The organism is Natronosalvus vescus, assembly GCF_023973145.1.
Taxonomy (GTDB): domain Archaea; phylum Halobacteriota; class Halobacteria; order Halobacteriales; family Natrialbaceae; genus Natronosalvus; species Natronosalvus vescus.
In genome coordinates this window covers 1,635,583-1,649,381 of sequence record NZ_CP099546.1, presented here as the reverse complement: position 1 = coordinate 1,649,381, position 13,799 = coordinate 1,635,583, and the positions used below count along the sequence as shown (strand labels likewise).

Annotated in this window: 16 protein-coding genes; 8 read left to right on the top strand and 8 right to left on the bottom strand. The window is 62.3% G+C overall.

Annotated features, from left to right (window positions below; genetic code table 11):
* Window positions 1-109: 109 nt before the first annotated feature.
* The 3 genes from purD (at window position 110) to NGM68_RS07910 (ending at window position 2,324) form a co-directional block, all read left to right on the top strand.
* Window positions 110-1,402, top strand: a complete 1,293-nt coding sequence (gene purD, locus NGM68_RS07920) for a phosphoribosylamine--glycine ligase (protein ID WP_252701107.1) — start codon at window positions 110-112, stop codon at window positions 1,400-1,402.
* 73 nt (window positions 1,403-1,475) lie between these two features.
* On the top strand, window positions 1,476-1,715 hold the full coding sequence (locus NGM68_RS07915; RefSeq protein ID WP_252701106.1) for a PRC-barrel domain containing protein: 240 nt from the start codon (window positions 1,476-1,478) through the stop codon (window positions 1,713-1,715).
* Between the two features lie 63 nt (window positions 1,716-1,778).
* Window positions 1,779-2,324 (top strand): acyltransferase, encoded by a 546-nt coding sequence (locus NGM68_RS07910; protein WP_252701105.1) that lies wholly within the window; start codon window positions 1,779-1,781, stop codon window positions 2,322-2,324.
* A 27-nt stretch (window positions 2,325-2,351) separates the two neighbouring features.
* Here the strand turns inward: NGM68_RS07910 and NGM68_RS07905 are convergent, their stop codons facing one another.
* The 3 genes from NGM68_RS07905 to NGM68_RS07895 are packed head-to-tail and all read right to left on the bottom strand — an operon-like array spanning window position 2,352 to window position 4,900.
* Window positions 2,352-2,876: an HPP family protein gene (locus NGM68_RS07905; protein WP_252701104.1), complete on the bottom strand. Its 525-nt coding sequence runs from the start codon at window positions 2,874-2,876 to the stop codon at window positions 2,352-2,354.
* Between the two features lie 50 nt (window positions 2,877-2,926).
* Window positions 2,927-3,898 carry an endonuclease V gene (locus NGM68_RS07900; protein WP_252701103.1) on the bottom strand — a complete coding sequence of 324 codons (972 nt, stop codon included), beginning with the start codon at window positions 3,896-3,898 and terminating at the stop codon, window positions 2,927-2,929.
* Window positions 3,899-3,958: 60 nt separating this feature from the next.
* A complete protein-coding gene (locus NGM68_RS07895; RefSeq protein WP_252701102.1) occupies window positions 3,959-4,900 on the bottom strand; it encodes a rhomboid family intramembrane serine protease in 942 nt (313 codons plus the stop codon).
* A 102-nt stretch (window positions 4,901-5,002) separates the two neighbouring features.
* Here NGM68_RS07895 and NGM68_RS07890 point away from each other — a divergent pair, with 102 nt between their 5' ends.
* Genes NGM68_RS07890 through NGM68_RS07880 form a run of 3 tightly spaced genes read left to right on the top strand, consistent with a single transcriptional unit; the run spans window position 5,003 to window position 7,733 of the window.
* Window positions 5,003-5,443, top strand: coding sequence for a DUF5788 family protein (locus NGM68_RS07890; RefSeq protein ID WP_252701101.1), 441 nt, complete (start codon window positions 5,003-5,005; stop codon window positions 5,441-5,443).
* The gene (polX, locus tag NGM68_RS07885) at window positions 5,443-7,194 is read left to right on the top strand and encodes a DNA polymerase/3'-5' exonuclease PolX (RefSeq protein ID WP_252701100.1); all 1,752 of its coding nucleotides are present in this window, start codon (window positions 5,443-5,445) and stop codon (window positions 7,192-7,194) included. The genes NGM68_RS07890 and polX overlap by 1 nt, the downstream gene beginning before the upstream one ends.
* Window positions 7,195-7,226: 32 nt before the next feature.
* The gene (locus NGM68_RS07880) at window positions 7,227-7,733 is read left to right on the top strand and encodes a DUF5615 family PIN-like protein (protein WP_252701099.1); all 507 of its coding nucleotides are present in this window, start codon (window positions 7,227-7,229) and stop codon (window positions 7,731-7,733) included.
* A gap of 55 nt (window positions 7,734-7,788) precedes the next feature.
* Here NGM68_RS07880 and NGM68_RS07875 read toward each other — a convergent pair whose 3' ends face one another.
* Window positions 7,789-8,553 carry a PHP-associated domain-containing protein gene (locus tag NGM68_RS07875; RefSeq protein ID WP_252701098.1) on the bottom strand — a complete coding sequence of 255 codons (765 nt, stop codon included), beginning with the start codon at window positions 8,551-8,553 and terminating at the stop codon, window positions 7,789-7,791.
* A gap of 118 nt (window positions 8,554-8,671) precedes the next feature.
* Between NGM68_RS07875 and NGM68_RS07870 the strand changes: the two genes are divergently transcribed.
* Window positions 8,672-8,965, top strand: a complete 294-nt coding sequence (locus NGM68_RS07870) for a DUF7565 family protein (protein WP_252701097.1) — start codon at window positions 8,672-8,674, stop codon at window positions 8,963-8,965.
* A gap of 199 nt (window positions 8,966-9,164) precedes the next feature.
* The gene (locus NGM68_RS07865) at window positions 9,165-9,614 is read left to right on the top strand and encodes a hypothetical protein (protein WP_252701096.1); all 450 of its coding nucleotides are present in this window, start codon (window positions 9,165-9,167) and stop codon (window positions 9,612-9,614) included.
* 100 nt (window positions 9,615-9,714) lie between these two features.
* Here NGM68_RS07865 and NGM68_RS07860 read toward each other — a convergent pair whose 3' ends face one another.
* The 4 genes from NGM68_RS07860 to NGM68_RS07840 form a co-directional block, all read right to left on the bottom strand.
* Window positions 9,715-10,152, bottom strand: a complete 438-nt coding sequence (locus tag NGM68_RS07860) for a transcription elongation factor Spt5 (protein ID WP_252701095.1) — start codon at window positions 10,150-10,152, stop codon at window positions 9,715-9,717.
* Window positions 10,152-10,328, bottom strand: coding sequence for a protein translocase SEC61 complex subunit gamma (locus NGM68_RS07855; RefSeq protein ID WP_252701094.1), 177 nt, complete (start codon window positions 10,326-10,328; stop codon window positions 10,152-10,154). Before NGM68_RS07855 ends, NGM68_RS07860 begins: the two co-directional genes overlap by 1 nt.
* Window positions 10,329-10,722: 394 nt before the next feature.
* Window positions 10,723-12,066, bottom strand: a complete 1,344-nt coding sequence (locus NGM68_RS07845) for a hypothetical protein (RefSeq protein ID WP_252701093.1) — start codon at window positions 12,064-12,066, stop codon at window positions 10,723-10,725.
* Between the two features lie 282 nt (window positions 12,067-12,348).
* Entirely contained in the window at window positions 12,349-13,587 is a 1,239-nt protein-coding gene (locus NGM68_RS07840; RefSeq protein ID WP_252701092.1) for a mandelate racemase/muconate lactonizing enzyme family protein, read from the bottom strand.
* Window positions 13,588-13,799: the final 212 nt, after the last annotated feature.

Genomic DNA, 13,799 nt, shown 5'->3' with positions numbered 1-13,799 from the left:
CACATCTACCGCCTCGCTCCGCCTCGAATCCACAGAAACACCACGACCGTGCATACCTCTTCCTCGAGAAAGGGCAACCTTTACAGGTTCCTGCGTACCGGATTCGACCATGCGCGAACACGTACTGCTGATCGGCGGCGGCGGCCGCGAGCACGCCATCGCCCGGTCGCTGGCCGACAGCGAGGCGGAACTGTACGCCTGTGCAGGGAACAAAAACCCGGGTATCGCTCGACTCGCGAGCGCGTTCGAGACCCTCGAGACGACCGACCCCGAGGCCGTCCTTGAGTACGCCGAGTCGGTCGAGGCGACCATCGCCGTCGTCGGCCCTGAAGCGCCACTCGAGGCAGGCGTTGCGGACGCACTCGAGAACGCCGGCGTCTACGCCTTCGGCCCGAACCAGGACGAAGCCCGGATCGAGACGGACAAGGCGTTTCAGCGGCGGTTCATGCGCGAGAACGACATCACGGGCTGTCCCGACTTCGAGACGTTCGAGGACGGTGAGGCCGCCTGCGACTACATCGACGAGTACGACGGTGACCTCGTGATCAAGCCGGCCGGCCTCACCGGCGGCAAGGGCGTCAAGGTCATCGGCGACCAGGTCACGCCCGAGGAAGGCAAGGCCTACATCCGCGACTCGGACTACGACCGCCTCGTCCTCGAGGAGCGCCTGATCGGCGAGGAGTTCACCGTCCAGGCGTTCGTCGCCAACGGCGACGTCCGCACCGCCCCCGCCGTGCAGGATCACAAACGCGCCTACGAAGGCGACGAGGGGCCGAACACCGGCGGCATGGGCAGTTACTCCGATGCTTCGCGGGAACTCCCGTTCATGACCGCGGCCGAGTACGAGGCCGCCGTCGACATCATCGAGGAAACCGTCGAGGCACTCGAGGGCTACAAGGGAATCCTCTACGGCCAGTTCATGCTCACCGCAGACGGGCCGAAAGTGATCGAGTTCAACGCCCGATTCGGCGACCCCGAGGCGATGAACACCCTGCCCGTGCTCGAGACGCCGTTCCTCGAGGTGCTGACGGCCGCCCGGGATCGCGACCCGCTTCCGGAACTCGCGTTCACGAACCAGGCGACCGTCTGTAAGTACGCCGTTCCCGAGGGCTACCCCACCGACCCCGAAGCGGGCGCGAAGGTACGGGTGGACGAAGAGAGCGCAGGTGATGCGCTGCTGTACTACGCCAGCGTCGACGAGCGAGCGGACGGCATCTACACGACCACCTCGCGATCGTTCGCGGTCGTCGGCCTCGCCGACACGATTGCCGCGGCAGAAGAGATCGCGGAGGACGCACTCGGCGTCGCCGGCGACGAGGGGCTGCACATGCGCCACGACATCGGAAAAGCGGATCTGGTGCAGCGACGGATCGACCACATGGACGAACTGCACGGGCAGTAACGTTCCGGATTCAGGACTCGACGCGCAATTTCAAGGTCGGCTTATATTCGGTCGTTCGGTGACGGTAGTCTGTATGTCCGCACGATTCAGCGGCGACGACCAAGGAAAAACAGTCGTGAACGCAAACGGCGACCGAATCGGTATCGTCGAGGACGTTCGCGACGGAACCGCCTACGTCAACCCGGATCCGGGTATGGCCGATACGATCAAATCCAAACTCGGCTGGGGTGACGTCTCCGGGGAGAATTACGAACTCGACGACACCAACGTCGAGCGGATCACCGACGACGAAATTCGACTCGAACGGATGTGAACTGGTCGCCCTCATCCAGGCGAGCAGTTGGTTTCTTGTAGGATTACGACCAACGCCGTGGCAGTGACCGACGGCGACCCTTCGAGACACGACCGCGTACAGCGCCATCCGACGCCCGGGACAGCGAACTCGCTCGGCCACTGGACGAGCGCTCGCCACCCGCTACGAGTCGCGATCAACTACGTCGTCGTCTGGCTCATCCGCATCTCCCCGAGCCTGAGACTCAAACGGTGGCTCATGCGCCGACTGGGAGTGACCGTCGGCAACGGTGTGTCGTGGGGACTCGAGGCGACGCCCGACGTGTTCTGGCCGGAGCTGATCACGGTCGAAGATCACGCCATCGTCGGCTACGACGCCACGATTCTCTGCCACGAGTTTCTCCAGGACGAGTACCGCACCGGCGAGGTCGTCGTCGGCGAACGAGCGATGATCGGCGCCGGGGCGATCATCCTGCCCGGCGTCGAAATCGGCGCTGGCGCGAGCGTTGCGGCGAACTCGCTCGTGACGAGGGACGTCCCACCGGGAGAGACGGTTGCTGGCGTTCCAGCCACCCAGATGGGCGACTCGAGTTCGGCGTCGGACGATGATACCCCCCACTCTGTCGAGTGATCCACGCGCCGGTTATTCGCGCGGTAATTACCGTGCGTCCTCGGGTTCGACGCCGTAGCGATCCTGCACGCGTTCGACGGCGAGGTCGTGAAAACCGACCAACAGGGCAACGCTGACGACGATGATCAGTCCGTCGAGTACCGTCGACATGAGGCCGAGGCCGACGATGAGTGTCGTCGCACACGCGGCGGCGTGATTCGTTCCCGATTTGAGCATTGCGACGGTCGTCAAGACCATGGCGAGGAGTGCACTGATAGCGAGCCTGCCGACCTCGCTCGAGAGCGGAACCGCCCCGTCGAACACGTCCGTGACGACCAGACCGTCCCCGACCAGCAGGTACGCGAGGAGCCCACAGACCATCGCGATCGTGTGCCCACCGATGATGTGATAGGCTCCCTGGGCGCGCGGCTGTTCGCCCGTGGCCATGAGGTACGCCGACGGGCCCAGACTCGGGAAGAGCAGCGGTTGGCCGGATACCCAGGCCAGCATCCCGAGAAAGACGAAGTGGAGCGTGACGTTGATCCCGGCGCTCAGATCGTCGTCGATCGTCATCGGCCGTATTACACCGACTGGCCACATACGTTCTGTGGCATAGGATCAGCTTACTCGAGGTCGTGGTCGTGATCCCGATCGTGGCCGTGGTCGTGGTCGTGATCGCTGTCGAGGCAGTGTTCGCGCTTCGCCTCATCGGCATACTGATCGGCCAGCCGAACCGGCTCCGGGAGTTTGTACCCTGCCGTGAGTCCGCAGACGATATCGGCGGCCGTCTCCGGGCCAATACGGTGGCCGGGACTGACGTACAGCGGATTGATGTGGCGATTCGGCGACTCGTACTGCCTGGTCTGGACGGCGTAGCCGAGCAGGGTTCCTGCCGGTGCGTCTACCCGCGACCCCGAACCGGCCTCGATGGCGACACGCGACCCGGTCTCGAGCCCCTCGAGGTCGTCCACTGGATTCCCACAGAGGAGGCTCTTTGCGACGCCGATGCTGGGGACGTCGACGACGACGCCCATGTGGGTCGCAATCCCCGCCTGTCTGAAGTGAATACGGCCGCTGCCGTCGAAGAGAAACAGGTCGGGATCACAGGAGAGGGTCTCGACGGCCTCGAGGATCGGCCCGCCTTCCCGGAAGGCCAGCAGTCCCGGGATGTAGGGGATCTCGAGGGGTGTCACGGCGGCAGTTCGTTCGACTACCTCGCCCGCCTGTACGACGACGATGGCGCTGAGTGCCTGTTCCGGCTCACGTTCGAGGAGGAACGATTGATCGACGCCGGCGACGAGCGGCGGGTCGTCGAGGTCGTGGTCGTGCTCTTGCTCACGGTCTTGCTCGTGATCGTGGCCGTGCTCGTTGTCGTGATCTTGCTCCTGGTCGCGGTCGCCGTCCTGGGTCAACGTGGTCTGCCCGCCGACCGATTTCGACGTCGGATGCTCGAGCGAAGCCGTCACGGCTGCCGGATCGAACGCGAAATCGTCCTCGAAGATCGCCGCCTCAGCGATTACGGATTGCAGGGCTTCCATCTCGGCTCGCGAAAGCGAGGGATCCGGTGCGAGGTCGGGTCGTGGGTTCGATGACATGGTCGGAGCGATGAACGGGGGGGATAGGGAACCGAAAATCGGTGTACGCGACTCGAGCGGTTAGAAGCGACCGCGACCGGGGCCACCTGGGCCACCCGGCCCGCCTGGACCGCCCGGCCCACCACCGAGCTGGAACTGGTTTTGTGTTCGAATGTTCTGGGTTCGTTTGACGTACTCGCCGTAGGCCAGGCCGACCACCAGGCCGACGAGGTGGGCCGCGTGGGCGATTCCACCAGCACCGGCCGCGCCACCGCCGATGAAGGCGACACTAATGAGTGCTGTCCCTGCCGCAAGCAACCAGATTGGAACCGGGAGAATGAAGTAGAGGTAGACTTTGAGGTTTGGGTTCAGGATCGTCAACACACCCATAATCGCGAGGGCAGCGCCACTCGCGCCGAGGACGCCCCCGAACGGAGCCGGCGGGACGCCCTCGACGATCTGGATACCGATCTGGCTCAGGCCGGCAAGAGCGCCGCTAACGATAAAGAGGATCGCGAACTTCCGAGAACCGACGTAGCGCTCGACGAGCGGCCCGAAGAAGAAGATCACGATGCTGTTGAAGACGATGTGCATGAAGCCGCCGTGAGCGAAGATAGACGTGACCCACGTCCAGACGTACTCGGGATTCTGGGGAGTAAGGACGAACAGAAATCGCATGGCTCCGCTCCCGAAAATCGTGCTGACGAGGATCTGTGCGAGGAACGTCAGCCACATCAGCGCCAAGAACGTGTACGTCATGTTCCCACGGAAGTACGCCAGCGGACCACCCGGCCCCGTTTCGATCGGCAGTTTGTCGCTCAGACTCGAGGCCTTCGATTTTCCGCCACCGTTGACGCTATCGTCGAACCCGCTGTCGAACACCCCTTTCGGGTCGTTCCAGTTGTGAAGCCCCGTACAGTTGTGGTTCTCCGGCAAGCGGTGCTCCCCACAGTAGGTGCCCCCGCAGTGCCGACAGTTGTACGGCATGCTTTCGTTTTTCCCACACACGTCACACGTTGCCATTGGCGGCCCGTATGTGGCGCGATGCTATGGGGTTTGGGGTTATGAGTCGCTCGAGAGCCGACGTGACGAGGATTTTTGCCCCCACAGGCCCCACTACCGGGTGTGAAAGAGTACGAGCGCAAACAGCTGCTCGAGCGCGTCGGTCGGGAGGGCGCGACCATCGGTGCGGACATCCCCGAGGAGATCACCGTCCAGGGGGAGTCGATCGACCTCCGACAGTTCGTCTTCGAAATCAAGCGCCGGGACACGGTACCCTCGGGCGAGCGCGAACGCGTCGAGCAGGCGAAGAAGAATCTGCGAAGAGAGCGCCTTCAGCGCGTCCAGCAAATCGAAGACGGGGACATCACCCGCGAAGAGGGTGAACGGCTGGTCACCTCGATCATCGGCATCGACCGGGCGCTCAACGCCCTCGAGAGCCTGGGCCCGACCGATCTCGAACGCGAGCAACAGGCCCAGCAGATGGCGGACAAGAAGCGATGGATGACGTTCCTGCAGAAGGCCCTCGGACGCGAGGACGGGGCAGCGACACGGAGGGGGCGGTAATGGCAACCAACGCCGAACTCGCGGCCCGATTCGACGAGTTTGCAGACCTGCTGGACGCCAACGACGTCGAGTACAAACCACGCGCCTACCGGCGGGCCGCCGACAACATCCGCGCCCATCCGGTACCGATCGCCGAGCAGGTCGCAGCCGGGGACGAGGACGCCGTCGAGAACATCGAAGGGGTCGGCGACGCCATCGGCTCGAAAATCGTCGAGTACGTCGAGACCGGAACTATCGAAGAACTCGAGGAACTCCGCGAGGAACTCCCCGTCGAGATGGCCGCGCTAACCCGGGTCGAGGGCGTCGGCCCGAAAACCGTGGGCACACTGTACCGCGCCCTCGGGATCGAAACCCTCGGCGACCTGGAAGCGGCCGCCGAGGCCGGCGAGATCCAGTCGGTGTCGGGTTTCGGCGCGAAAACCGAACAGAACATCCTCGAGAACATCGAGTTCGCCCGCACGATCGGCGAGCGACAACTGCTCGGGGAAGCCAGACCGCTGGCCGACGACGTGCTGACCTTCCTCGAGTCGCTCGAGGCCGTCGAACGGTGTGAGGTCGCCGGCTCAATCCGGCGCTGGCGGGAGACGATCGGCGACGTGGACGTCCTCGCGGCGACCGAATCGGGCGAAAACGTCGTCGAGTCGTTCGTCGCCTGGGACTCCGTCGACGACGAAATCGAGTCCGGTCCGTCGAAGGCCAGCGTCCGCGTCGGCGACGTTCGCGTCGACCTCCGCGTCGTCGTTCCCGAGGAGTACGGCTCGGCGCTCCAGTACTTCACCGGAAGCAAGGATCACAACGTCCGGTTGCGCAACTACGCCATCGACCGGGGGATGAAACTCAACGAGTACGGTGCCTTCGACGTCAGTGGAATCGACGATCCGGACGCCGGCCAGCGCGTGGGCGACCGAGTTGCCGGCGAGACCGAGGCCGGGATGTACGAAGCCCTCGGATTGCCGTTGATCCCGCCGGAACTTCGCGAGGATCGCGGCGAGATCGACGCGGCTGCCGCCGGCGACCTCCCCGATCTTCTCACGCGAGAGCAGATCCGGGGCGACCTCCACACCCACACGAACTGGTCGGACGGCAACAACACGATCGAGGAGATGGTCGCCGCCGCCGAGGCCGCCGGCTACGATTACTACGCCATCGCTGACCACGCGGACGGCCCCGGCATCGTCGGCGGTGTCGGGTTGAGCGACAAAGAGATCCTCGAGCAAGTCGAGGCGATCCGCGAGGTCGCTGACACGGTCGACCTCGAGGTGTTCGCCGGCATCGAGGCGAACGTCGACGCCGACGGGGCCATCGGGCTCGGTGACGACGTGATCGACGTGCTCGACGTGATCGTCGCCTCGCCACACAGCGCGCTCGATCAGGATCCTGGCGACGCCGAACGACGACTCCTCCGAGCGATCGAGAACCCCGCGGTCGACATCCTCGGGCACCCGAGCGGTCGATTGCTCAACGAACGCGAGGGGCTCGCCATCGACGCCGAAACGCTGGGGGCCGCAGCCGCAGACCACGGAACGGCACTCGAGGTCAACAGCAACCCCCGGCGGCTCGATCTCTGGGGGAGCGCGATCCAGGCCGCAATCGATGCTGGAGCGACGATCGCGATCAACACGGACGCCCATCGGCCGGCGACCCTCGAGTACGTCCGCTGGGGCGTCCACACGGCCCGGCGAGGGTGGGCCGAGGCGGACGACGTGATCAACACGTGGGACGTCGATCGCCTTCGCGAGTTCCTTCACTGATCGCTGCACGCTCGACCTTTTCTCCTATCCGTATGAAACTCCTCATCGACGTCATGTGCGGCGGTCTCGTCGCTCACTGTCGGATGTGTGGCCACGACACGCTGTACGCCGGCGATCGCGACCTGGAGCACGACGACGATGTCCTCGAAGCCGCCACCAGGGAGGGACGAACCGTCGTCACACGGGACGTCGAACTCGCTCGGCGGGCCGACGATAGCATCCTCCTCGAGTCCCGGGACGTTTCCGATCAGTTACGCACACTGTACGAGGCTGGCGTCGATCTCACGCTGCCATCCGAACCGTGGCGCTGTGGGCGGTGCAACGGGGAACTCGAGGCAGTCTCCGTCGGGTTCACCACGCCGTCATACGCACCGGATACCAGCGAACGTCCCGTCTGGCAGTGCCGGACGTGCGACCAGCACTTCTGGAAAGGCAGTCACTGGGATCGGGTTCGGCGAACGCTCGCCGTTGCTCGAGGGGACGAGTCACTCGAGTCGAGTACCGCTGATCGGTCGGCCGATCGTGATCAGGGTTCGTGATTGCTCGTGGAACGCTCTCGAGAACCCAGAATTACCACTCACAATAGCACCGCCGTCAGTACACCGAGACGTCGTCAAAACGTCCCTCGTAGAAGATGTGGTCGGGATGAGTGGGCTCCGTCCCCGAGAGGAGCAGTCGATCGATTTTTTCCCAGGTGTTTTCGTACAGGAGGTGACCGAGTTCCGCCGTAGTCGTCCGCACGCGGCGGAATCCGTTGTCGTAGACGATGCGTCGCGGTGCATCTTCGCGAAGTGCCTCCACGAGGTCGGCTTCCGTCTCGATCGGTCGCTCGAACGCGACGTGTGAGACGCCCACCGAACTCGGGAGGTGGGCGTACGAGGAGGTGAACTGAGCGAGGTCGAGTTCGCTGGCGAGTCGTTTCGCCCGTCGGTTGTGCACCGGCAGGTGTTTCGGATTGAAAATTTCGACGGCGTCGATGATCTCTCGGTATCGGCGGAGATCGTCACCAGTCAATGAGACGTTCAGAAACTCCGGATGGGGAGCCAGCACTGCTGCCCCCTGGCGCTCGAACTCCTCCATCGCGGCTTCGAGCGTAATAAAATCGGGCACCGCTTCCTCGAGCCCGATCGCGAGGACGTGTTTTCGGTCACGCCACGATCCCGTGAACACCTCCCGTGCCGGGAATACCTGTACAGCCTCCGTCGAGTACGCCCACGCCTGCTCGCGGATCTCTGGGAGTCGGGTGAAATGAGGGGCGTACACCAGGACCTCGATGCCGGCCTGTCGAGCGTACTCGACGACACGATCGTTCAGCACCTTCACGTGGCAATCGACTCGGACAGGCTCTCCATCGCTCACGGGCGTTCCTTTTCCGAGCGAGAAGATATGGATGTTGATTTCCTGGCTCCGGGGATCGATCCATCAACACGGGCGAAAAAACCTTTAAGAACCGCCCGAGTATCTCGAGTGAGAGTGAATGGCCTGGGAATGTGGAATCGACGACTGTGGGGCAGTGTTCGACGACGTCGAGTCGGCTATTGCGCACCAGGTACAAACGCACGAACGCCTCGAGTGTGACGTCTGCGGGACGATCGTCCCCGACGGCTATCTCGCGATCCGACACGTGTTCACCGAACACAGCCGCGCGGAGTACGTCCGCGCCTACGGTGCCGACGCCGAGGACGTCCGTCACCGAGAGGATCTGTTAGAGGAGATCGACGGGGTGGTGGATACACAGCGCCTCGCGGAGTTCCTCGAGGGGCCGTCCTGACCGTTCCGCGCGATCAGCCGGGTCGTGTGTAGTGGCTCGAGCGATTGCTTGTCCGAATCCCCTCGAGACGTACCCTTCGTAACGAACGAGTTACACACGGTTCGATGCCTCCTCTTGTGTTCGGGTGTGTATTCAGGTACAGTGTTTCACGTGTCGATCCGTGCTGAACGTTTATATTGTGAGCTGAATATGGTGACGTGTGTACGATCCAGTGGTTTCTCGCCGTCTACTCCTTTCTATTCTCGGAATTTCGACTACTGCAGGTTGTATGGAACGGTTGTCTGGTGAGTCGGAGTCGGGCATTCGACTTGGAAGCGTCCGTATCGCTAATACGACGGACGAAACACATCGAGTGGATCTGTTGATCGAAAGAAACAATGAGATCGTGTACCGCGACACCAGCGAAATCAACGCTACTGACGAGGTGTGGATCGAGCCGGCGTGGTCGTCTGAACCAGCCGATTACGATCTGTATTTCGTAATCAGTGGTGTAGACGAGCTACAGGTAGCCAATGTAACGAACCTCCACGAGGAGGAAACGGCGGGCGACTGCCTCTTTGCTGACGTATGGATTGTGGACGGTTCTGAACGTAGTCTCGTGATGGCGAAGGACGTCGAAGAGCAAGAGGAGGCCGGTTGTAACTTCTGAGTTGACGTGCAGGAAGCGCCTCTCGCGAGCGACGGATTTGACCAGGGATATCAAATGATAGGATGTAAAAAGACCGATCCCCCAGAACGGCTCGAGTCCGTTACCGCTCGTCGGAATCCAGCACCCGAATCTGATCGCCCCGAACTGTCACCGGAATCGGCACCGTCGCCTCGTACAACTCGACGGTCACCTGATCTTTCCCTTCGTCGATCCGCTGTACCTGCGCCTTCTCGCCCTTGAACGGGCCAGCGATGAGTTCGACGATGTCGCCCTCGGCGATCCCCTCCACGTCCGGCTTGGGTGAGAGGAAGTGCTCGACTTCGGTGATGTCCGACTTCCCGGGAATTACCGTTCGCGCGTGAGGAATGTCCTCGAGCAACCGCTCGAGTACGGCGTCGTTGTCGGCCTCGACCATCACGTAGGAGGTCAGCGAGTCGGGGGCGAGGGCGGCGTGTACGTCCGGTTCTTCGCGGTTAATGATCATGTCGGCGACGGTCTGCTCCTGACTCGCCGTGGTTTTGACTGCGAAGATGGCCATCAGAATCCACCGCCGGTGAGGATCATCATGATCACGCCGATCAGGAATCCGATGAAACCGACGAGCAGGATTCCCGCCCCGGCGATCTTTGACACTTGCATGAACTCCTCGCGCGTGGGCGTCGTCGCCATCTTCAGCACCCGCACGTACGAGGTGAGATCGTAGGGAACGTCCATATCTGTGTGTTCACACTGCGTCGCCTTTTATCTGTCTTTCTTTTCTGCCAGCACGTCGAGCCCACACCTGCCGTTGCAGATGACGGTCGCCCCACTTGTGTCCTCGGTCTGGACACCACACAAGGGATTAATCCATAGCCGAAGACGACACCGACCGACCGTACGAGGACGAAGCCGAACGCACGACCGACATCGAAGACGAACTCGAGCGGATCGGGCGTGCCCCCGACGAAATCGACGCGGACAGTTCAGTTGGATCACAGCGTTCGCCTTGTAGCGACGAAAATACCGAGCTCGAAGCTGATCACGACGATAAGACGGTGAAGTGTCCTGGCGGCGTGAGTGCCGACGAAACCTCCCGGTTGTCCTCGTCCGTAACAGGCCGTTCGTGAAATTACAGGTGTTCTGCCTCCTTGAGTTGGACGCGGTCGTCGGTAATGCGTTGAATCTGGTCGACTTCCACCGGGACGTCATCCTCGTCGACGTCGCCCCACTCGAGCGTAGCTTTGATCCGTTCGGTGATACCCGGGTGCGCGTCGACGTACATAATTTGGGCGCTATCGTCGACACCGGTTACCATCCCGAGTTCTTCGTCTGTTGCGTCGACGACCGTTTTTCCGATCTCATCGTCCGACAGCGTTACTCGCGCAGTTCCTTCGACGGGTTCACCTTCGCCCGGCTCTCCGATGTCTTCGGTGGTCTGCGCGACGCCCCCTTCCGTCGTGTCGCCCGACATCGCTCCGGCGTCTTCGGTGGCCACTTCCTCGCTGTGAACCGTCTCCATCGTCAACAGTTCGCCCCCGGTGACGTCGGCGTACAGGCGCTTGCGATCGACCACCTCGTCTTCGACGACGTGTTCGCGGGTGAAGTGGGTGTGAATTCGGTCGTCGTCGCTGAACTCCGTCTCGATATCACACTGTACCAGGACGTTCTCGGGCGACATATCGAGATCCAGGAGGTCGCTCTCGGCTATCGTTCGCTGGAGCCCCTCGATATCGATGTCGCGATCCTCGACGGTATCGGTCTCGACGACGTCGGTGCCCGCAACGTGGCTCTCGACGGTGAACCGCTCGGTGAACCCGCGAGTGACCGCCCACGTTTCCTCGACGTCCAACTCGGCGGAGTACGGGATCGCTGAAGTCGATTCCATGGAGCCCATCTCAGTCTCCATCGGCTCAGATTCCGTACTCGCTACCGAATCGAGGTATCGATCCTCGTCGAACCACTCTCTGTTTTCGACGGTGCCCTCGTCGTGTAGGCTACAGTTCGTACACTCGCGCATCAGGAGTTCGACATCGAACACGCTCTCGTCGATCACCTCGGTGTCGACGAGTTTGCTCTCGATTGTCGCCTCCTCGACGACGACGCTCTCGACGACGGTCGTCTCTGTCACCTCTGTCGTTACCGTCTCCCCCTCGAGGAGTCGGTCTTTCAAGTCCTCTCGGTCGACGCTACTTCGCGTAAGTGCGTCTTCACGGCGGGTTACCTCGAAGGGGTTGGACGTCTCCGTGCCGTGATAAATGACGACGTGATCGTCCTCGTCGAGTTGGGCAAAGAAATCGTCCCAATCCACCGTCTCGTGATCGTCGGTCGCTTCGGACTCCGAAATGATGCGGTAGCGATCCGACTCGTCCCGGTGTTGGACTGGTATCGCGGTGTGTTCGTCCGCCCAGCGGCGAATCGTCTCTCTGTCTGCCGATAATCGGCTGCCTTCAGATTCTTCAGGGTGGTCGTCCATGACGTTTATACCGTCCACCCCGGGACGTAAAGCAGGACAAATCGTTCCAGTTTCACGGAGAGATTAGAACGAGAGACGATACAGTACTGAGCGCCTTCGTACGCGTAATCGCCGTGTTACCGGTGGAAACTTTGGATTGGAATCGAGCGAGGCGGACACGACACGATCCCATCGACCTGAGACGCTCGGCGGATGGTGCTCGAATCTGGTCAAATCCGCGAAGACGGCGATCCGTCGACCACAAACATCCCAAACGAACACAGATTCCGAACTCGACGTCTCTTACGCTTCGTCGAACAACTCCTCGCCCTCGACCATGTGTTCTTCGACGGCGTCCATGTCGAGCGTCAGGCCGAGACCGGGCTCCTCGGGGATCTCGATGTAACCCTCCTCGATGACGTCCTCCTCGACCAGATCCTCCCACCAGCCGAGTTCGTAGCTGTGGTACTCGACCGCCAGCGAGTTCGGAATCGCTGCGCCGACGTGAGCTGACGCCATCGTCGCAATCGGCGACGCGACGTTGTGCATCGCCACCGGAACGTAGTACATGTCCGCCAAATCGGCGATCTTCCGCGTCTCGCGCATCCCGCCGACTTTCGGCATGTCCGGTGCGATGATGTCGACCGCCTGCTTCTCGAGCAACTGCCGCTGGCCGTGCTTTCGGTAGACGTTCTCGCCGACGGTGATCGGCGTCGTCGTCGACTGGGTGACCTCCCGCTGGACGTCGTGATTCTCCGGCGGAACGGGATCCTCGAGCCACCAGACGTTGTACTCCTCGAGGCGTTCGGCCAGACGCTTGGCGCTGCCGGCGGAGAACGTCCAGTGGCAGTCGAACGCGACGTCGGCTCTGTGGCCCACGGCTTCGGTGACGGCCTCGACGATGCTCGCTTTGTGTTCGATTTCGATGTCGCGCAGGTGGCGGTTCGCGCGATCCTTCTCGTGCCCGGAGGGCACGTCGAGGTCGAACTTTAGCGCGTCGTAGCCGAGGTCGTCGACGACCCGTTCGGCTTCCTCGGCACAGGCGATCGGGTCGGCTTCCTCCTCGGTGTGACAATCACAGTAAACGCGCATCTCGTCGCGGTATTTCCCGCCCAGAAGCTGGTAGGCGGGCACCTCGAGGATCTTTCCGGCGAGGTCGTGGAGCGCGATTTCGATGCCCGAAATGGCGGTGACGGTAACGCCGGCGAGCGATCCTTCCCCGGACATCTTCTGCACGAGGTGTTCGGTCAATCGGTCGATGTCGAGGGGGTTCTCCCCTCGCAGGAACGGCGTCATTCGCTCGACGAGTTCGGCGACGCCTGCGCCCCAGTAGGCCTCACCGGTGCCGACGATGCCCGCGTCCGTGTAGATCCGGACGAGCGTCCACGGGAAGTTTCCGTCGACCATCGTCGTCTGCACGTCGGTAATCTCGACGTCGCGTCCGCCCCCGCGCTTTGCGGTGACGCCCATCGTCTCAGCCGAGAGATCCCGCATCGTGTACTCGGCGTTGGGGTCGTGTAGCTGCGAATAATCGATGCCCATAATCACGCATTGACTCGCATAGTAGTAAAACCTTATACTTCGATCCTGAAATCGGCAAATCGAGCATCCGGCTCGATGTACTCGGAACGATACGTGCCATCCACAAAACGTGCTGCCCTGTTCCAGCAGGGACTCTCCCGACACTGGTTCAGCTCATCACCGACTCGAGTGTCAATTAGCTCTTCTCTCGAATCAGTCCGACCCTACCTCTC

Bases quoted from the DNA above. Each gene is read 5' to 3' on its own strand.
- purD (WP_252701107.1), top strand. From the start codon at position 110: ATGCGCGAACACGTACTGCTGATCGGCGGCGGCGGCCGCGAGCACGCC.
- NGM68_RS07915 (WP_252701106.1), top strand. From the start codon at position 1,476: ATGTCCGCACGATTCAGCGGCGACGACCAAGGAAAAACAGTCGTGAAC.
- NGM68_RS07905 (WP_252701104.1), bottom strand. From the start codon at position 2,876: ATGACGATCGACGACGATCTGAGCGCCGGGATCAACGTCACGCTCCAC.
- NGM68_RS07900 (WP_252701103.1), bottom strand. From the start codon at position 3,898: ATGTCATCGAACCCACGACCCGACCTCGCACCGGATCCCTCGCTTTCG.
- NGM68_RS07895 (WP_252701102.1), bottom strand. From the start codon at position 4,900: ATGGCAACGTGTGACGTGTGTGGGAAAAACGAAAGCATGCCGTACAAC.
- polX (WP_252701100.1), top strand. From the start codon at position 5,443: ATGGCAACCAACGCCGAACTCGCGGCCCGATTCGACGAGTTTGCAGAC.
- NGM68_RS07880 (WP_252701099.1), top strand. From the start codon at position 7,227: ATGAAACTCCTCATCGACGTCATGTGCGGCGGTCTCGTCGCTCACTGT.
- NGM68_RS07870 (WP_252701097.1), top strand. From the start codon at position 8,672: ATGGCCTGGGAATGTGGAATCGACGACTGTGGGGCAGTGTTCGACGAC.
- NGM68_RS07860 (WP_252701095.1), bottom strand. From the start codon at position 10,152: ATGGCCATCTTCGCAGTCAAAACCACGGCGAGTCAGGAGCAGACCGTC.
- NGM68_RS07855 (WP_252701094.1), bottom strand. From the start codon at position 10,328: ATGGACGTTCCCTACGATCTCACCTCGTACGTGCGGGTGCTGAAGATG.
- NGM68_RS07845 (WP_252701093.1), bottom strand. From the start codon at position 12,066: ATGGACGACCACCCTGAAGAATCTGAAGGCAGCCGATTATCGGCAGAC.
- NGM68_RS07840 (WP_252701092.1), bottom strand. From the start codon at position 13,587: ATGGGCATCGATTATTCGCAGCTACACGACCCCAACGCCGAGTACACG.